At 61.8% G+C, this 19,010-nt stretch carries 17 protein-coding genes; 3 read left to right on the forward strand and 14 right to left on the reverse strand.

What is annotated here, in order from left to right:
• Nucleotides 1-34 precede the first annotated feature (34 nt).
• Entirely contained in the window at nucleotides 35-2,218 is a 2,184-nt protein-coding gene (locus HX817_RS17745; protein WP_177040731.1) for a glycoside hydrolase, read from the forward strand.
• Between the two features lie 94 nt (nucleotides 2,219-2,312).
• Here HX817_RS17745 and HX817_RS17750 read toward each other — a convergent pair whose 3' ends face one another.
• The 12 genes from HX817_RS17750 to HX817_RS17805 form a co-directional block, all read right to left on the reverse strand.
• Nucleotides 2,313-2,939, reverse strand: coding sequence for a bifunctional 2-polyprenyl-6-hydroxyphenol methylase/3-demethylubiquinol 3-O-methyltransferase UbiG (locus tag HX817_RS17750; RefSeq protein ID WP_177021017.1), 627 nt, complete (start codon nucleotides 2,937-2,939; stop codon nucleotides 2,313-2,315).
• A 39-nt stretch (nucleotides 2,940-2,978) separates the two neighbouring features.
• Complete coding sequence (locus HX817_RS17755; RefSeq protein ID WP_003211840.1) at nucleotides 2,979-3,623, reverse strand: methionine ABC transporter permease; 645 nt, start codon at nucleotides 3,621-3,623, stop codon at nucleotides 2,979-2,981.
• Nucleotides 3,613-4,731 (reverse strand): methionine ABC transporter ATP-binding protein, encoded by a 1,119-nt coding sequence (locus HX817_RS17760; protein WP_102367883.1) that lies wholly within the window; start codon nucleotides 4,729-4,731, stop codon nucleotides 3,613-3,615. Before HX817_RS17760 ends, HX817_RS17755 begins: the two co-directional genes overlap by 11 nt.
• Entirely contained in the window at nucleotides 4,728-5,543 is an 816-nt protein-coding gene (locus HX817_RS17765) for a MetQ/NlpA family ABC transporter substrate-binding protein (protein ID WP_003211844.1), read from the reverse strand. The genes HX817_RS17760 and HX817_RS17765 overlap by 4 nt, the downstream gene beginning before the upstream one ends.
• Nucleotides 5,544-5,686: 143 nt before the next feature.
• Complete coding sequence (locus tag HX817_RS17770; protein WP_003211846.1) at nucleotides 5,687-7,039, reverse strand: LLM class flavin-dependent oxidoreductase; 1,353 nt, start codon at nucleotides 7,037-7,039, stop codon at nucleotides 5,687-5,689.
• Complete coding sequence (locus HX817_RS17775; protein WP_008435819.1) at nucleotides 7,039-8,232, reverse strand: SfnB family sulfur acquisition oxidoreductase; 1,194 nt, start codon at nucleotides 8,230-8,232, stop codon at nucleotides 7,039-7,041. Before HX817_RS17775 ends, HX817_RS17770 begins: the two co-directional genes overlap by 1 nt.
• A gap of 23 nt (nucleotides 8,233-8,255) precedes the next feature.
• Entirely contained in the window at nucleotides 8,256-9,497 is a 1,242-nt protein-coding gene (locus HX817_RS17780) for an SfnB family sulfur acquisition oxidoreductase (protein WP_008435817.1), read from the reverse strand.
• A gap of 184 nt (nucleotides 9,498-9,681) precedes the next feature.
• Nucleotides 9,682-10,467: a hypothetical protein gene (locus HX817_RS17785; protein WP_177040733.1), complete on the reverse strand. Its 786-nt coding sequence runs from the start codon at nucleotides 10,465-10,467 to the stop codon at nucleotides 9,682-9,684.
• A 337-nt stretch (nucleotides 10,468-10,804) separates the two neighbouring features.
• Entirely contained in the window at nucleotides 10,805-11,551 is a 747-nt protein-coding gene (tcyN, locus tag HX817_RS17790) for an L-cystine ABC transporter ATP-binding protein TcyN (RefSeq protein ID WP_177040735.1), read from the reverse strand.
• 3 nt (nucleotides 11,552-11,554) lie between these two features.
• Entirely contained in the window at nucleotides 11,555-12,220 is a 666-nt protein-coding gene (tcyL, locus tag HX817_RS17795; RefSeq protein ID WP_003211857.1) for a cystine ABC transporter permease, read from the reverse strand.
• A complete protein-coding gene (gene tcyJ, locus HX817_RS17800; RefSeq protein ID WP_003211859.1) occupies nucleotides 12,220-13,014 on the reverse strand; it encodes a cystine ABC transporter substrate-binding protein in 795 nt (264 codons plus the stop codon). Before tcyJ ends, tcyL begins: the two co-directional genes overlap by 1 nt.
• A 231-nt stretch (nucleotides 13,015-13,245) precedes the next feature.
• Nucleotides 13,246-14,238 carry a D-cysteine desulfhydrase gene (locus HX817_RS17805; RefSeq protein WP_003211860.1) on the reverse strand — a complete coding sequence of 331 codons (993 nt, stop codon included), beginning with the start codon at nucleotides 14,236-14,238 and terminating at the stop codon, nucleotides 13,246-13,248.
• A 166-nt stretch (nucleotides 14,239-14,404) separates the two neighbouring features.
• On the opposite strand from HX817_RS17805, the gene epsC reads away from it, so the two are divergent.
• Both epsC and betT read left to right on the forward strand, forming a co-directional pair.
• Nucleotides 14,405-15,331, forward strand: coding sequence for a serine O-acetyltransferase EpsC (gene epsC, locus HX817_RS17810; RefSeq protein WP_003211862.1), 927 nt, complete (start codon nucleotides 14,405-14,407; stop codon nucleotides 15,329-15,331).
• Between the two features lie 449 nt (nucleotides 15,332-15,780).
• A complete protein-coding gene (betT, locus tag HX817_RS17815; RefSeq protein WP_003211865.1) occupies nucleotides 15,781-17,742 on the forward strand; it encodes a choline transporter BetT in 1,962 nt (653 codons plus the stop codon).
• A 3-nt stretch (nucleotides 17,743-17,745) separates the two neighbouring features.
• Here the strand turns inward: betT and HX817_RS17820 are convergent, their stop codons facing one another.
• Together HX817_RS17820 and HX817_RS17825 are read right to left on the reverse strand one after the other, a co-directional pair.
• Nucleotides 17,746-17,994 (reverse strand): hypothetical protein, encoded by a 249-nt coding sequence (locus tag HX817_RS17820; protein WP_003211868.1) that lies wholly within the window; start codon nucleotides 17,992-17,994, stop codon nucleotides 17,746-17,748.
• Between the two features lie 177 nt (nucleotides 17,995-18,171).
• The gene (locus HX817_RS17825) at nucleotides 18,172-18,903 is read right to left on the reverse strand and encodes an SDR family oxidoreductase (protein ID WP_008435807.1); all 732 of its coding nucleotides are present in this window, start codon (nucleotides 18,901-18,903) and stop codon (nucleotides 18,172-18,174) included.
• Between the last annotated feature and the right edge of the window lie 107 nt (nucleotides 18,904-19,010).

Here is a 19,010-nt window from a genome sequence, read left to right on the forward strand (position 1 = left end):
CCTCCGGGCCTGATCCTTTGCCAAGGCCTGCCCCATGCGTTGTTTCCTGCTGGTTTGTAGCTTGTTACTGTCGCCCGTGGCCCTTGCCGGCACGGTGCTGGAGAACGCCCTGTGGCGGGTTGAGATCGACCCGGCGACCCTTGCGATCCACGTTTTCCCCAGCGACAAGACCGCCGTGCAGGCTTCAAGCGGAGGCCCTGCGCACAGGGTCAACCAGCTCTCCCAAAGCACCCGTCAGGCCAGTTGGCAATGGGACGATGGCGCCTATCGCCTGAGCGCCACCCTCGAGCAACGGGATCTTGCCCTGACGATTACCGCCCGTGATGCCGGTGAGTTGGCGATCCTGCGCCAACCCGCCAGCGCCATGGGCAAGGGCCTGATCTGGCCCCTGGCCGAAGGGCATTACGTGCCGGCGGGCAATGGTGTGTGGCAGGACTTCCTGCTGGAGCAGGGCGACGTCAACACCACCCAGGACCTCAGCTTGCCGCTGTGGGGCGTGGATCACGGCGCGTTTACCCTCAACTGGCTGATGACCAATCCTTACAACAACCGTCTGCACTGGCAGGCCGACGGCAAAGGACTGGCGTTGTCCGCCTTCCATGAATTCACCACGCTGGACCCCGCGGCACCGATGACCGTTCTGTTGCACCTGGGCGAAAGCGACCCGCTGGCCGGCGCCAAGCGTTATCACCAGTGGCTGGTGGAGCAGGGGCTGTTTGAACCGTTGGCGGACAAGTTGCGGCAAACCCCGGAAGCGGAAAAGCTGCTGGGCGCCAGCCATATCTACCTGTGGGGCAATGATCTGCTGGCTCCGGGGGATGTGCGCGACTGGCCGCAACTGCTCAAGCTGCTACGCAGCGGTAAAGGCTTGGCGGCTGAATTGAATGGCTTGCTGGACAAAGAGGCTGCGCAGGTTCGGCAGGTCAAGCAACCGTATGAGCAGGCTGTCCTGCTGCGCGGCCTGAACGCGGCGATCAACACAAAGGCCCGGCAAAGCTGGCAGCCCTCCACCGAGCCGAATATGACCCAACTCGCTGATGGGTATGGTGCGCTGCGTCGCGAGTTGGCCGTGGCTTTTGCGGGTGCCTTGAGCGCCACGCCTGAGACTTGGGGCAACACCTTGTCCGTCACCAACGCGCTGAAAGGCGCCGGTCTCAAGCGCTTGCTGGTGACCCAGGGCGAAGGCTGGGAAGGCGGGCTCTGGCATCCTGAGGCGGTGAAGACCGGGGTCGACGCCGGTTACCTGATGGCGCCCTACGACTCTTATGAAACGGCACTGTCTGCCACTGAAAATCCCGACTGGACCACCGCGCACCTGGGCAGCAAGGCCTATGGCGAGTGCGCGATCGTGTTGAAGGGCGGCCAGCTCAAGACAGGCTTCCAGAAGTCCGGCCACTACACCGACCCGCGCTGCGTGCGGCCGTTGCTGGAGGCGCGGATCAAGGCGGTGCAGGCCAAGTCCGGGTTCAACGCCTGGTTCCTCGACGCCTATGCCACCAGCATGTTGTTCGACAGCTATCGCACGGGTGCGAGCATGACCCAGGCACAAAATGCCGAAGGCAATATCGATGCGGCCCGCTGGATCAATACGGCGCTGAAGTTGCCGGCAGGTTCCGAGGACGGCAACGCGATCACCGCCCGAGGCATCCTGTTTGCCCACGGCATGCAAACGCCGGTGCTGGGCTGGGGTGATCGTGAGATGACCAAGGACAGGCAGTCGCCGTATTACGTCGGGGCTTGGTTCCCGCCGGAACAGCCGGCGGTGTTCTTCAAGTCGGTGCCGTTGAAAGAGCCGTTTCGCACGGTCTACTTTGACCCGACGATGCGCCTGCCGCTGTATCAGGCGGTGTTCCATGGCTCGGTGATCACCACCCACCATTGGCTGTTCGACAGCCTGAAACTGAGCAACGTGCGGGCCGAAAGCGAGCTGACGCAACTGCTCTACAACGTGCCGCCGCTGTATCACCTGAGTGCGGCGACAGTGAAGCAGCGCTTGCCGGTGATTCAGCGCCAGGACGCGTTCTTCCGGCCGCTGCATGAGCGGTTGGCGACTCAGGCCATGACCGATTTTCGCTGGCTGACGGAAGATAAACAGGTGCAGCAGACCACGTTTGCCGATGGGACGCGGTTGGTGGCGAATTTTGCTGAGGGGCGTATTACGGCTTTTGTACCTGGCGCCCAGGCTGTGGTGTATCAGGTGGATGAGTGGCGGCTGTGAGTCCTTCGCGAGCAAGCCCGCTCCCACAGGGGAATGCATTCCAAAATGTGGGAGCGGGCTTGCTCGCGAAGGCGTAAGCCCAAACAACAAAGACCTACAGCTTGCGCCACACACTCGCCAGCCACGGCTGTTGTTCCCGAGGCAATCCCGCTGGCCGGTAGTAATGCTCCAGCTCCACAAACCCCGCAGCCGTCAGCAATTCCTGCCAGGCCTGCAAGTCGTGATACGAGCCATACCGCGGCCCATTCCAGCCCTCCTGATTTTCACCCCGAGGGTTTGAGCTGAACAACACTCCACCGACCTTCAACGCCCCATGCAACTGCCCAAGAATGCGCGGCAGCTCCTGCTTGGGAATATGAAACAGCACCGCATTGGCGAAGATCCCGTCGAAACGTCCGGCCGGCAAATCCAGCTTCAGGAAGTCCTGTTGCAGCACTTCACAGCCGCTGTCTTCCCGGGCCATCTGTGCAAAGCGCTCCGAACCATCGAGCCCCACCGCGATGTGGCCCATGCGGGTAAACGTCTGCAAATCCCGCCCCGGCCCGCAGCCGAAGTCCAGCACGGTAAACGGTGCGTCGCCCTGGATATGCCGCAGCAACGCATCAATGTTCTGGCTCACATCGTGATCGCGGGTGCCTTCACGAAAATCCTCGGCCACTTTGTTGTAGTGGCCAAGGGTGGTGGAGGTGATCTGGTCGAGGTCGTCGGGGGCAAGTTTCATGGCAGGTTATACCGGGCGCTGAGATGGCCCGACTATACCTCACCTCTTGTTCAGAACCCTGGCCAACCGATCGCCGCCCAACTGAATCACGGCTACCAGGATCACCAGCAGCACAATCACGGTGAGCATGATCTGCGTGTCAAAACGCTGATAGCCATAGCGATAGGCAATATCCCCCAGCCCACCGGCGCCAATTGCCCCGGCCATGGCCGAGGAGTTGATCATCGTCACCAGGGTAATCGTGAACCCGCCGACAATCCCCGGCAGCGCCTCCGGCAGCAGCACATGCCAGACGATATGCCAGCGCCGGCAACCCATGGCCTGCGCCGCCTCGATCAAGCCGTGGTCGACTTCGCGCAAGCTGACTTCGGCGATTCGCGCAAAGAACGGCGTGGCCGCGATGGTCAACGGCACCACCGCCGCCCACACGCCATAGGTGGTGCCGACGATCAACCGGGTGAACGGAATCAGCGCCACCATCAAAATCAAAAACGGGATCGAGCGGAACAGGTTAACGAACGCCCCCAGCACCCGATTCAAGGCAGGCGCCTGATAGATGCCGCCCTTGTCGCTGGTCACCAGAAACACCGCCAGCGGAATCCCCACCAGCAATGCAATCAACGACGACACTCCGACCATCAACAGTGTGTCGATGGCGCCCTGCAATAAACGATCAAACCACATAGCCCAGCACCTCCACCTGTTGTGCCCAGCGCCCGGCGCGGCTGCGCAGTTCTTCGGCGGTCAGGGACGAGCCGCTCACCGCCAGCAGCAATTGCCCCAAGGCGTGGCCCTGGATGCGTTCCACACCGCCTTGCAGCAAGCGCACGCGCCCGCCGAGGGCGCTGAACAACGCAGCAAGATCGGGTTCGTCTTCGGCACTGCCAGTCAGTTGCAAGCGCAGCACCACGGCGGCGTCCTTTGAGGTCGGATTGGCCTGCAGGCGGCTTTGCAACTCTTCAGGCAGGCCATGTTGCAGCGGCGCCAGCAGGGTTTTACTGACCTCATGCTGCGGGTTGCCGAACACTTCCCACACCGGACCTTGCTCGACCACATGGCCGTGTTCCAGCACCACCACGCGGTCGCAGATTTCGCGAATTACGGCCATTTCGTGGGTGATCAGCACGATGGTCAGGCCCAGGCGTTTGTTGATCTCCCGCAGCAGGCCGAGGATGGATTGCGTGGTCTCAGGGTCGAGCGCCGAAGTGGCTTCGTCGCACAACAGAATCTGTGGGTCATGCACCAGTGAGCGGGCGATGCCCACCCGCTGTTTCTGCCCGCCGGACAGCTGGGCCGGGTAAGCCTGGTGCTTATCCTGCAAACCGACCAATTCCAGCAGTTCACGCACCTTCTTCTCGCGCTGCTCCTTGGGCACGCCTGCGACTTTCAACGGCAGTTCGACGTTCTGCCACACGGTCTTGGCCGACATCAGGTTGAAGTGCTGGAAGATCATGCCGATGCGTCGGCGCAGGGCGACCAGGCGGTCTTCGTCGAAGTCGCCGATGTCCACCTGGTCAATCAATACCCGGCCGCTGCTCGGTTGTTCCAGGCGGTTGATGGTGCGGATCAGCGACGACTTGCCGGCGCCGCTGCGGCCGATGATGCCGAAGACTTCGCCGCGCTGGATCGCCAGGTCGATGCCTTGCAGGGCGGGCACGGATTGGCCGTCATAGGTCTTGCCCAGGTTGATAAAGCGCACGTGCGCGCGATTCAGGTCCGGGTGCAGTTCTGTCTGCTCGGCGTCCCTGGGCGGCAGGCCCAGGTCGCGCAGTTGAGAGTGGGCGGCGGTCATTTTTTATCTTCCCAGCCCACTTGGTAGAGCTTGCCAAGGGATTTATCCAACGCGGCGCGCACCACCGGCGAGTGCTGGTAGATGTCGACGAACTTGATCACCCGCGGGTCGGTTTTGCTCTTGGGCTGGACCACGAACTGGATCACGTATTCCGGGTGGTCGAGGCCGTCGAACAGCAGCGCTGACTCGGCATCGAAGGTCTTGGACAGGCGGATATACGCCGGGTAGCCCTGCACCAGGTCGGCGTCGTCATAAGCGCGCACCAGTTGCACGGCTTCGACTTGCAGGATCTTGATCTTCTTCGGGTTGGTGACGATGTCTTCTTCAGTGGCCTTGTAGCCTACGCCCGGCTTGAGCGTGATCAAGCCGGCCTTGGCCAGCAGTTGCAGGCCGCGACCACTGTTGATCGGGTCGTTGGCAATCGCCACGCTGGCGCCCTGGGGCAGGTCGTTGATGCTTTTGTACTTCTTCGAATACAGCCCGACGTTATTGATGATGCCCGGCGCGTACGGCACCAGGTCAAAGCCTGCAGCAGCCTTGGCGTTTTCCAAAAACGGGATGTGCTGGAAGTAGTTCACGTCGATATCGCCGGCTGCCAGGCTGACGTTGGGTGCGATCCAGTCGGTGAATTCCACCAGTTCGACTTTCAAACCCTGTTTGCCGGCCTCTTCGACGGCGGCCTCCAGTGGAATGGCGAAGGCGGCGGTGGTGCCGACTTTCAACGGTGCGTCAGCGGCGAATACCGCCGAGCTGAACAATCCGAGGGCGAGCGCCAGTGCTTTGACTGGGTGGCTGAGCAATGTTTTTTTCATAGTGGATTTCCAGTCATAAGGTGTGAGTGCAAACAACTCGGTCAACTGTGGGAGCGGGCTTGCTCGCGAAAGCGGTGTGTCAGTGAATGCATCCGGCGACTGATACAGCGCTTTCGCGAGCAAGCCCGCTCCCACATTTTGGTTCAGTGGCGGTAGGTGGAGCCGGTGTGTTGTTCAGGTAAGTGCGCCGAGTGGTGGAAGACTTTCTCCCGCAACGTCCCGGTCTCATACGCGGTCTTGTACGAGCCCCGGCGCTGCAGCTCCGGCACCACCAGTTCGATGAAGTCGACGTAGCTTTCCGGGGTGACGATGCGCGTCAGGTTGAAGCCATCCAGGCCGGTTTCGCTGATCCATGATTCAAGTTCATCCGCCACCTGTGCCGGCGAACCCACCAGGGTGATGTAGCGCCCGCCCAGGGCGTGCTGCTCAAGCAACTTGCGCCGGGTCCAGTCATTGTTCTGCAGGTTCTTGGTCGCGGACTGGATGGCGTTGCTCTTCACGTACTGGATCGGTTCGTCGATTTCGTACTGTGAAAAATCAATCGCCGTGGATGCCGAGAAATGCGCCACGCCGGCTTCCGCACTGGCGTAGCTCAGGTACTCGGCGTGCTTGGCCCACGCAGCTTCTTCGGTGGCGCCGACAATCACGTTCAGGCCCATGAACACCTTGATATCGTCCGGGTTGCGCCCGGCTTCCACGGCGCTGGCGCGCACCTTGTCCACCTGGATCTTGGTCGAGGCCTTGTTCTGCCCGCTGATGAACACGCACTCGGCGTGGCGCCCGGCAAACAGCAGCCCACGGTCGGAGCTGCCCGCCTGGAACAGCACCGGCGTGCGTTGCGGCGACGGCTCGCACAGGTGATAACCCTCCACCTGATAGAACTCGCCCTTGTGCTCGACCTTGTGCACCTTCTCCGGCTGGGCATACACCCGCGCCTGCGGATCGTTGATCACCGCGTCGTTTTCCCAGCTGCCTTCCCAGAGTTTGTAGAGCACCTCCAGGTATTCGTCGGCCTGGTCGTAGCGCCGGTCGTGCTCGACCTGCTCGGTCAGGCCCATGGCCTTGGCGGCGCTGTCGAGGTAGCCGGTGACGATGTTCCAGCCCACCCGGCCACGGCTCAGGTGGTCGAGGGTCGACATGCGCCGGGCGAACAGATACGGCGGTTCGTAGGTGAGGTTGGCGGTCAGGCCGAAGCCAAGGTTTTTGGTCACCGCCGCCATGGCCGAGACCAGCAGCAACGGGTCGTTGACCGGCAGCTGGATCGCCTCCTTGAGCGGCACGTCCACCGAGTTCTGGTAGACGTCATACACGCCGACGATGTCGGCGATGAACAGCCCGTCGAACAGTCCGCGTTCCAGCAACTGCGCCAGTTCGGTCCAGTACTCGATGGTTTTGTACTGGGTCGAGTTGTCCCGTGGATGGGTCCACAGGCCGTGGTTGATGTGCCCGATGCAGTTCATGTTGAAGGCATTGAGCAGGATCTTTTTCTTCGCCATCAGATAGTCCCCCGCAGTGGCGGGTTTTCATCGTTGAGGTAGTAATTGCCCACAGCAAAGTACTTCCAGCGCACCGGATCGTGCAGGGTGTGTACCCGGGCGTTGCGCCAGTGGCGGTCCAGGCCGTGTTCGGCGAGGGTCGCCTGGCTTCCGGCAAGTTCGAACAGGGTGCTGCCGGCCGCCAGGGAAATCTCGGTGCTGAGGGCGCGCACTTCGGCGACCGCGATGGATGCGGCCGCGACGGTGTCGGCATTGCTGTCGGCCTGGGCGCGGTCGAGGAATTCGCCTGAGCGTTCCAGCAGGGCTTCGGTGGCGTGCAGGCGGATGCTCAAGTGGCCGAAGCTTTTCAGGGTCAGCGGATCTTCGGTGGCCTTGTCGCTGGTGGCATCGATCCACGGCCGGGTCTTGGTGCGCACGAAGTGCAGCGCATCCTCATAGGCAGCGCGGGCGATACCGGTGTCGATGGCGGCGTGAAGGATCTGCGCCAGCGGGCCGACAGTGGTCGGGCGTTCGAAGGCACTCTGGAACGGGATCACGTCCTGGGCCGCGACCCACACGTTATCGAACACCACCGAACCGCTGCCGGTGGTGCGCTGGCCGAAGCCGCTCCAGTCGTCGATCACGCTCAGGCCCTCGCTGTCACGGGTGACAAAGGCCAGTTGCTGCACACCGTTTTCGTCCACCACGGACGTGGGAATACGTTGGGCGTAGATCGCGCCGGTCGAGTAGAACTTGCGGCCGGTGATACGGAAACCGTCACCGTCGCGGGTGATCTTGGTGATGCGGTCGTGGGCGGTCTTGGTGCCCAGTTCTGCCAGGGCATTGCCGAAGCGCTGGCCGGCGAGCACTTCGGCGTACAGGCGTTTTTGCTGCGCCGGGCTGCCGTTCACCCGCAGCACTTCGAGGGCATAAAAATGGTTTTGCGGGATCTGCCCCAGGGACGCATCCGCCTGGGCAATCAGTGCCGTGACCTTGGCCAGGGTGACGTTGGAAACGCCGGCACCACCGAACTCCTTGGGTACGCTGATGCCCCACAGGCCGGAGCGGGAAAACACGTCCAACTCAGGCAAGGGCAGGCGGCGTTCACGGTCACGCAAGGCGCTGTCGCGGCGGAAGTCTTCGGCCAGGTCGCTGGCGACAATGAGGGCTTGTTCATCGCTGGTAATAACCGCGACGTGATGAGAAAGGGTCATAGGTTTCTCCAGAGGTCTGGTCGTTAAATCCAGGAATGCCGGGCAGGCAAAGTGCCGTTCAGGTGATAGGCGCCCACCGCGTGGTACTTCCAGCGCACAGGGTCGTGCAGGGTGTGCACCCGGGCGTTGCGCCAGTGGCGGTCGAGGTTGAATTCGGCGAGGGTCGCGCGGCTGCCGGCCAGCTCGAACAGCTTTTCGCTGGCGAGCAGGGAAATCTCGGTGGTCAGCACCTTGGCTTCGGCTACGGCAATCGAGGCGCGTGCGGCGGACTGCGCGGTGATCGGCGCGGCGCTGACTTGGTCCAGTACCTGGCCGGCCTTGCGCAGCAGGGCTTCAGCGGCGTGCAGTTCGATCTTCAGCTTGCCGATATCGGCGATCACATACAGGTCATCGCTGGCCCGTTCGACCTTGGCGTCGATCCATGGCCGCGAGCGTTCGCGTACAAAGCTGATGGTGTCGTCGATCGCGCCACGGGCGATGCCGGCGTCGATGGCCGCCTGGATCAATTGCGAGACTGCGCCCTGGATGCCCGGTGTTTCGCCGAGTCGCCAGGTTTCCACCACCAGTTCGGCGTCCACCGCCACTTGATCCAGCAGCACTGTGCCGCTGGCGGTGGTGCGTTGGCCAAAGCCGGACCAGTCATCGACGATGCGCAGGCCTTCGGTGCCACGGCGCACGAACGCCATGACGACTTTGCCGTCATCGTTCAAGGCCTTGACCGCCACCCAATGGGCGAACAGCGCGCCAGTGGAGTAGAACTTCTGGCCACTGACGACGTAGCCGTCACCTTCGGCGGTGATGCGTGACTTGAGGTCCAGGGTGTTTTTGGTACCGCGTTCCGGGCCGCCGTTGCCGATGCGCCAGCCGTCCAGCACGCTCTGAAACAGCTGCTTTTTCTGGCGCTCGCTGGCCGCACCTTGCAGCACGTGCAGGATGCCGAAATGGTTCTGCGGGATTTGCCCCAGCGCCGGGTCGGCCGCGCTGATGATCGCGAACACCTCGGCCAGGGTCACGAAGGACACCTGCGGGCCGCCGTACTCACGGGGAATGGAAATACTGCCCAGGCCGCTGCGGGTGAAGTGTTCGATTTCAGCCCAGGGCAGTTTGCGTTGCTGATCGCGCCTGGCCGCTTGCAGGCGCGCGGCCTGTGCCAGCTCGTGGGCGGCGCTCAGGGCCTCGGCGTCGTTGCGCAGCACTTTGGCGGGCAACAACAGCGGGGCAACGTCCAGATCACTCTGGGGGGGTGTTTGTGCCAAGTTAGACATCAGCGCCGCTCCTTGGCTGCACGCAATGCCCTGGCGTTACGCACCGGGGTAATTTTGACCATACCTACCTCACATCCGTTGAAAAGATAAAAAAATCAGGAATGTCCGGTGGTCCGGTGCATATACCCTAAGCGTGTTAAATTTTTTAATAAACTAACTTTTAGGAATATGCATAGAAGGTCTGTCACCCCGGTTCACAGGGCGAGCCGGGGCGATGGGGTTGGTAGGCCAGCGGGGCCCTGGCGGGGCTGGTCGGGGCCTGGGGAGCGAGCGCGGCGATGCGCAGGATGCGGGCTGGCGCCCAGCTTGAATTGTTGCCGACCCGGTCGAGAATGCAGTAGGTCACTTCGAGGCGATGGTCGTCCCCAGCCTCGACAATGATGGCCGACGGCACCCACACCTGCACCGCCTTGCCCACATCGCCAGCCTGGATGCTCGGCAGGTCCAGGCGCACGTCACCCCAGCGCAGGGTGATCTCGTCATCGGTCGCCATGTTCAGGTACGGCTCGATGGTCAGGGGCACGCCACGGCGGATCTGGCTGCTGTTGACGCCATGGCGACGGATGGTCTCGGGCAGGCTGACGGCGGCCAGGTTCTGGTTTTCATCAAGGCTCAGTGCCGAGGGCATGCCGCCGGGGTAGTCGGTCTTGACCTGCACCCGGGTGATGGCCGAGCGCGCCGGGCCGTGGCCGACCTGCATGACCCGGTAATGAATCCGTGCCGGGCCATTTTGCACAAAGCTCTCCGGCACTCGCAGGCTGGTGGGCATGCCGATCTTGCCGGCGGTGATGCGCCGGGAGGCGGCAAAGCAGTTGTTCCAGAACAACTCGATCAGGTCGCCCTCGTCCATGCCGCAGTAAGGCGCGATATCGACCTGCAGGTTTGTCGCAGCGAGGGCATTGATGCCTTCTCGATGGGCCTGGGGCAAGGTCGGGGCAGTGAGCAGCGCCTGGGTGGAAATACGCTTCATAAATAATCTCCTTGGTGCAGCCAGCAGCAATCGTTCCGGACATCAGGCGCGGGCAGGCGACGTAGTCCGAAAGAAACGATTTAATAAAAAACCAGAATGGATCCAATCCTCTGGACGTTAGATAAGAGGCTTGGTTAGTTGGCGTCAAGAGGCTGGGCGGGGCAAACAGGGGGTTATGGAATATTCAGAAGGGTCTTACTGGGAGGGCGCTGCAAGTGCGTGCTTCAGGGGGACTTTTACCCAATGAATAAAGGGTGTTTCCCCAAAAACACTAAAGAGGCGAGTTGCCTTTCGGCAACTCTATAAAGCGAAGCTTCTTACAATGAATCGGCGCAAGTTAGTTGTTGATGAACTTTCTGAGAAACTGCCGGGTACGTTCTTCTTTCGGGTTGGCAAACAGCGCCTTGGCTTCGCCTTGTTCAACAATGACGCCCTTGTCGAAGAAGATCACCCGGTTGGCCACATCCCGCGCGAAACTCATTTCGTGGGTCACGATGACCATGGTGCGGTTTTCTTCCGCGAGGCTGCGAATGGTCGCCAGCACTTCGCCTACCAGCTCCGGGTCCAGGGCCGAAGTCGGCTCATCGAACAGGATCACCTCCGGCTCCATCGCCAGGGCCCGGGCAATGGCCACCCGTTGCTGCTGCCCACCGGAGAGGCGGCGTGGGTAGGCGTCTTCCTTGCCTGCCAGGCCAACCCTGGCCAATAGCTTGCGGCCCAGGGCATCTGCGGCGGCCCGGGGCATCTTCTTGACCACGATCGGGCCTTCGATGACGTTCTCCAGGGCCGTGCGGTGCGGGAACAGGTTGAAGTTCTGGAACACAAAACCCACGTGCTGGCGCAGGCGCCGCACCAGGCTTTGCTGTTGGTTGAGCGGGCGGCTGCTGTCGATCTCGATGTCACCGACCTTGATTCGGCCACTGGTGGGTTCTTCGAGGAAATTCAGGCAGCGCAGCAAGGTGGTCTTGCCGGAACCGCTGGGGCCGATGATGGCGACGACTTCGCCTTCCTTGACCTCAAGGTCGATCCCGTTAAGCACCACCTGACCCTTGAATTGTTTGGTCAGTTTTTCAACCACGATCATGCTTCAAGACTCCAGGTCATGCCGGTTGACTCGTGCTTCCAGGCGGTTTTGCACGTGCGCCAGGACGCTGGCAAGAATCCAGTAGATCAAGGCGGCGGACAGATACATGGTGAAAATTTCGAAGGTACGGGCCGAGACCAATTGCGCCTGGCGGAACAGCTCCGGCACCTGGATGGTGGCGGCCAGGGCAGTGTCCTTGACCAGGGAAATAAAGCTGTTGCCCAGCGGCGGCAAGGCCGTGCGCATGGCCTGCGGCAGGATGGCCCGGCGCAGGGTCTGCGCACGGGTCATGCCGATACTGGCCGCAGCTTCCCACTGGCCGCGCTCGATGGAACCGATGGCGGCACGCAGGATTTCACAGGCGTAAGCAGCCATGTTCAGCGAGAAGCCGATCATGGCCGCCGGGATCGGATCCAGCTCGATGCCCACTTGCGGCAAGCCGTAGTAGATCAGGAACAGCTGTACCAGCAAGGGCGTGCCGCGAAAGAACGACACGTAGACGCGGGCGGTCCAGCTCAACAACTTGAAGCGCGACAGGCGCATCAAGGCCAGGCCGAAGCCCAGCAGCAAGCCGAAAAACATCCCGCCGAGGCTAAGGATGACCGTGAAGTACGCGCCCTTGAGCAGAAAGGGCGCGGAGTCCAGCGCGAGTTGGAAACCTGCTTCCATTATTGAGTAACGTCAGCGTTGAAGTACTTCTCGGACAGCTTCTTCAAGGTACCGTCGGCGCGCAGTTCGTCCAGAGCCTTGTTCACCGCGGCCAGCAGTTCAGGCTCGCCTTTGCGCAGGGCAATACCGGCTTCCTGACGGGAGAACGCAGCACCTGCAGCGGCGGTGTCCTTGGCTTTCTTGGCGTATTCCAGCGCGGCGAGGCGGTCGATCAGGATGGCGTCGACACGGCCGATGCGCAGGTCCTGGAACTTGGTTGGGTCATCGTTGTAGGTTTTGACGATGGCTTTCGGTTGGTTTTCCTTGAGCCATTGTTCGTAGTTGGTGCCCAGGCCCACACCGATTTTCTTGCCGGCCAGGTCGTCGGCGGTCTTGATGGTGTCGACGTTCTTCGCCAGGGTCAGCGCCTGGATCCCGGAGACGGTGTAAGGCTTGGAGAAGTCATACTTTTCCTTGCGCGCATCGGAGATGGTCACCTGGTTGACGACCGCGTCCAGGCGCTTGGATTCCAGGGCGGCGAGGATGCCATCCCACGGCGTGGCTTGCAGCTTGACCTTGACGCCCAGCTTCTTGGCCAGCGCTTCGGACAACTCGACCTCGAAACCGCTGAGCTTGCCGCTTTCGTCGACGAAGCTGAACGGCGGGTAGGTGCCTTCCAGGCCAATCTTGATTTCGCCGGCTTTCTTGATGTTGTCCAACTGCTCGCCGGCAACTGCCTGACCGAGCCACCCGGCGCCAAGCGCCAGCCCCAATGTGCCAACCAGTAACGTGCGACGGAATACGGAAATAGTCATGAAGAGCCCCTGTGTTTTTTATGTTGAGCGATGCAGGTGACGCGGTAGTCGTATCCTGCCTTAAAAGCGCCGTGTGTGGGAGCCGGGCTTGCCCGCGATTGCATCAACTCGGTGTTTTGGATCTGCCCAGTCATGCGTATCGCCATCAAGCTCGCCTACGGCGCGACTATAAAGCCGGTTTTTAAGACTTTAAAATAATATAAAATCAGATTGATATTTCTTTATGGAATATCAAAAGCTCGAATCATAAGCAAACAACGCCGGTGCGCCACCCGTGTGCAGGAAGATGATCGGCCCCTCTTCAAAGCGCTGGCGTCCAATGCCATCCAGCAACCCGGCCATGGCCTTGCCCGTGTAGACCGGGTCCAGCAGCAGGCCTTCCTGGCTGGCTACCAGCTTGATCGCCGCCAGCGTGCCGGCACTCGGCTCGCCATAACGGGGGGCGAAGTACTCGTCCCACAGGATCACCTTGAACGCGTCCGGCAGCGGCACGCCGAGCAATTCGGCCGTACGTTCGGCCAGGCCCTGCACCTTGGGGCGCTGGGCTTCGTCGGTACGGGACACCGTGATGCCAATCACTTGCAGGTCCGGCAGCACTTCGGCCAGGGCCAGGGCCAGGCCGCTGTGGGTGCCGGCGCTGCCGGAGGCCAGGACCACGGTGGAGAACGGGATGCCGCTGTCTTCAATCTGCCCGGCCAGCTCCAGCCCGGCGCGCACGTAACCCAGTGCGCCGAGGGCATTCGAGCCGCCGATGGGCACCAGGTACGGCTTCTTGCCGTTGCTGCGCAGGCGGTCGGCGAGGGCGTTGAGCTGGTCGTCGACGTTGTCCAGGTTCTCCACCAACTCGACCTTGGCGTCGAACAGCTCCAGCAACAGGCGGTTGCCGTTGGCCAGGTAGTTGGGGTCTTCGGTGCCCGTCGGGTTTTCCAGCAGGGCAACGCAGCCCAGGCCCAGCTTGGCGGCCAGCGCAGCGGTCTGGCGTACATGGTTGGACTGGATCGCGCCGGCGGTCACCAGGGTGTCGGCACCCTGGGCCAGCGCATCGGCGGCGAGGTATTCGAGTTTGCGCAGCTTGTTGCCGCCCATCGCCAGCGGTGTGGTGTCGTCGCGTTTGACGTAGACGTCACGCCCCAGCCAGGCCGACAGCCGCTCGAGTTTTTCCAGGGCGGTGGCGCCGCCCAGCAGTTCCAGACGGTTAAAGCGGTCGAGCTGTTGTTTGATCATGGCTACGCACGGGTGGTCAGAGATGCTGGGACTATAGGCAGGCACTTTTGCGTCGGCAACCGCCAATCGCTTATGTCGACGGGTTATTAGCATTGCACTATTGGTTCTTAAGGACGCTCAGGTTCCTTGCCGTAAAGTGATGGGCATTTCGTCAGGAGTGAAGACCGTGAGTGAGCGTTCCAGTCATTGGCAATTACAGACCATCGTCAGCCAGCTGCGCAGCGCCCGGGACCAGTGGCGCACCCGCAACGGCCGGGTCAGCGGCGAGCAGGGCGGGCGCGAGCTGCCTTCACGGGAAGCCGTGGCGCAGATTCTCGAGGCGTTGTGTGGTGCTCTGTTCCCCATGCGTCTGGGGCCGGTGGACCTGCGTGAAGAAAGTGAAGACTTCTACGTCGGCCACACCCTGGATGTGGCGCTGAATGCATTGCTCGCCCAGGCGCGCCTGGAGCTGCGGTATGCCGCGCGGCAAGGTGGCCAGGATGACAGTGAAGTCGACGCCCATGCCATCCACCTGATCCAGGATTTCGCCCTGGCGTTGCCAGGCTTGCGCAGCCTGTTGGACACCGACGTGCTCGCCGCCTACCACGGCGACCCGGCGGCGCGCAGCGTGGACGAAGTGCTGTTGTGCTACCCGGGGATTTTGGCGGTGATTCACCATCGCCTGGCGCACCACTTGTATCGGGCAGGCTTGCCGTTGCTGGCGCGCATCAGCGCGGAAATCGCGCATTCGGCGACCGGGATTGATATTCACCCGGGCGCGCAGATCGGCCCGAGCTTCTTTATCGACCACGGGACGGGTGTGGTGATTGGCGAGACGGCGATCATCGGCGAGCGGGTACGGATCTACCAGGCCGTGACATTGGGCGCCAAGCGTTTCCCGGCGGATGAGGATGGGCAATTGCAGAAAGGCCATCCGCGGCATCCGATTGTCGAGGATGATGTGGTGATCTACGCCGGGGCGACGATCCTGGGGCGGATTACGATCGGCAAGGGCTCGACCATTGGCGGCAATGTGTGGCTGACGCGCAGTGTGCCGGCGGGGGCGAACCTGACCCAGGCGAATCTGCAGCATGATGATGGGACGCAGAAATAGAGCAGCGCCCTCTCTAACGATCACACAGATCCAATGTGGGAGCGGGCTTGCTCGCGAATGCGGTGTATCAGTCGCCAGAAGTGTTGGCTGACACGCCGCATTCGCGAGCAAGCCCGCTCCCACATTTTGTCTGCATTCCAAATTTGAGCCGCACTACCCAAATTCGAGCCGTATTTCACTCAGCAATCGCTGAACGTTTCGTCATCCCCATACGTCATACCTTTCCTTGAGCTAGTGTAGGAAACACCTACCACTCAGCCCTGCGATTAGTCCTCAAACCCCTATCCATGTTTAACTTGACTGTTCGTTCAAGTTAAATCGGTGGTTCGCTGCCCGCTCACAACAGGAGGCTTACCTTTGCTGAGTCCGTTTTTTACAGCCACATCCCATACCCTTGAGGTGCGCCCTACATGAGTGCATCGTCCACACCTTCCAGCGGTCTGGTCCGCATGAACCCGCCGGTGTTTTACTTCGCCGCGAGCTTCATCCTGCTGTTCGGCCTGACCGTCATCGCGATTCCCGAACAAGCCGGCGCCTGGCTGCTGGCCGCACAAAACTGGGCGGCCAACACGGTCGGCTGGTACTACATGCTGGCGATGACCCTGTATCTGGTCTTCGTGGTGGTCACCGCGTTATCGGGCTACGGCAAGATCAAACTCGGTGCCGACCACGACGAGCCCGAATTCAGTTACCTGTCCTGGGCCGGCATGCTGTTCGCCGCCGGGATCAGCATCACGCTGTTTTTCTTCTGCGTGTCCGAACCCCTGACTCACCTGGTGCAACCGCCCCAGGGCGAGGCCCTGAACGGTGACGCGGCGCGCCAGGCCATGCAGATCCTGTTTCTGCACTGGGGCCTGCATGGCTGGGGCGTGTTCGCCTTCGTCGGCATGGCCCTGGCGTACTTCGCCTACCGGCATAACCTGCCGCTGGCGTTGCGCTCGGCGCTGTACCCGCTGATCGGCAAGCGCATCAACGGCCCCATCGGTTATGCGGTGGACGGCTTCGGCATCATCGCCACGGTGTTCGGCCTCGGCGCCGACATGGGCTTTGGCGTGTTGCACCTCAACTCCGGGCTCGATTACCTGTTCGGCGTGGCCCACACCCAGTGGATCCAGGTCGGCCTCATCACCTTGATGATGGGCGCGGCGATCCTGGTGGCGGTCTCCGGTGTCGATAAAGGCGTGCGGGTGATGTCCGACATCAACATGCTGCTGGCCTGCGCGCTGCTGCTGTTCGTGTTGTTCGCCGGCCCTACCCAGCACTTGCTCAACACCCTGATCCAGAACATCGGCGACTACCTCGGCGCCTTGCCGACCAAGAGTTTCGACCTCTACGCCTACGACAAACCGAGCGACTGGCTGGGCGGCTGGACCGTGTTTTATTGGGCCTGGTGGATCGCATGGTCGCCGTTCGTAGGCCTGTTTATCGCGCGCATTTCCCGCGGTCGTACCATCCGTGAATTCGTGTTCGGCGTGCTGTTGATCCCGCTGGGCTTCACCCTGGCGTGGATGTCGATCTTCGGCAACAGCGCCATCGACCAGGTGCTCAACCACGGCCTTACGGCGCTGGGACAGTCGGCCATTGATGACCCGTCGATGAGCCTCTACCTGCTGCTGGAAACCTACCCGTGGAGCAAGACGGTGATCGCGGTCACGGTGTTTATCAGCTTCGTGTTCTTCGTCACCTCGGCTGACTCCGGCACGGTGGTGCTCTCGACCTTGTCGGCCAAAGGCGGCAACGCCGATGAAGACGGGCCGAAGTGGCTGCGGGTGTTCTGGGGCGCGATGACCGCGTTGGTGACCAGCGCGCTGTTGTTTGCCGGTAGCATCGACTCGCTCAAGTCGGCCGTGGTGCTGACCTCGCTACCGTTCTCGATGATTTTGCTGCTGATGATGTGGGGGCTGCACAAGGCGTTCTACCTCGAATCCCAGAAGCAGATTGCGCAGATGCATTCCCTCGCACCCGTGTCGGGCTCACGCAAAGGCACGGGCGGTTGGCGCCAGCGTTTGAGCCAGGCGGTGCATTTCCCGTCACGGGATGAGGTGTACCGTTTCCTCGAGACCACGGTGCGTCCGGCCATCGAAGAAGTGACGGCGGTGTTTGTCGAAAAAGGCCTCAACGTCGTCACCCAGCCTGACCCGGCCAACGACAGCGTCAGCCTGGAAATCGGCCACGGCGAACAGCATCCGTTCGTGTACCAAGTGCAGATGCGCGGCTATTTCACCCCGTCATTCGCACGGGGCGGCATGGGTTCCAAGCAGCTCAACAACCGCCGCTACTACCGGGCGGAAGTGCACTTGAGCGAGGGCAGTCAGGACTACGACCTGGTGGGCTACACCAAGGAGCAGATCATCAACGACATCCTCGACCAGTACGAACGGCACATGCAGTTCCTGCACCTGGTTCGTTAAGGCTCAGGCCCTGATAAACAGGGCCAGTGCCACCAACGGCGCACCGAATACCCCGCTGCCGATCACCAGCTCCGAGACCAGGGGCTGGCCGGCAGTGACCACACCTACCGCGCCGTTCACCACCGACACCACCAGCCAGATCCCGACAAAGCTGTAGGCCAGAATGTGCCGGCTGACGCCCAGCTTTTGGCCGATGAACAGCATCAGCGCGAGGAGGATCAGGCCGGCGGTGATGACGAGGGCGGTGTGCATATCTTAAGTCTCCTGATACCCGCTGATTTTCCATGAACACCAAACCTGTGGCGAGGGAGCTTGCTCCCGCTGGGCTGCGCAGCGGCCCCAAAAAAGATGGGAGCGCTGCGCACTCCAGCGGGAGCAAGCTCCCTCGCCACAATATTAGTGCGTCGTAGAGTGAGTGCTGCGTGGCCTTCAGACCAAACCACCATTGGCCCGCAGGATTTGCCCGTTCACCCAACCACCGGCCGGGCTCACCAGGAACGCCACCACGCGGGCGATATCTTCCGGTTGGCCCAGGCGTTCCAGCGGTGCCATCTTGGCCAGGCCCTGGATCTGCTCTTCGCTTTTGCCATGCAGGAACAGTTCGGTCGCCACCGGCCCCGGGGCAACGGCGTTGACGGTGATGCGCCGGCCGCGCATTTCCTTGGCGAACACCTGGGTCAGGGATTCCACCGCCGCCTTGCTGGCGATGTACACCGCATAACCGGGGAAGTTGAGGCCGACGGTGCTGCTGGAGAAATTGACGATGCGCCCGCCGTCGTTCAGGCGGGTGGCGGCTTCACGCAGGGCGTTGAAGGTGCCGCGGGTATGGATGTCGAAGTTCTGGTTGTAGAGCTCATCGCTGTGTTGGGCCAGCGGCAGCACCTTGAGAATCCCGGCGTTGTTGATCAGCACATCAACCTTGCCCAGTTGGGCTTCGGTCTCGTCGAACAGGCGTTTGACGTCGGCGGCGCTGGCCACGTCGCCCTGGATCGCTATCGCTTGGTGGCCGGCCTGGCGCAACTCCACTACCAGCCTTGACGCTTCGGTGGCGCTGTTGGCGTAGTTGATGGCGACGGCATAACCGTCGGCAGCCAGTTGTCTGGCAACCACGGCGCCGATGCCGCGTGAGGCGCCGGTAACGATAGCAACTTGGGTAGTCATGATCGGGTTTCCTTGGGGGAGTGGTTGGGTGTGGAAGCAGATTCACATGTTTACCCAGGCCGATAAATGCGCCAGAGTTGCCTTGACTGTTCAAGAATCGCCAACAA

This window comes from Pseudomonas sp. C6002 (assembly GCF_013385805.1).
Lineage (GTDB): Bacteria > Pseudomonadota > Gammaproteobacteria > Pseudomonadales > Pseudomonadaceae > Aquipseudomonas.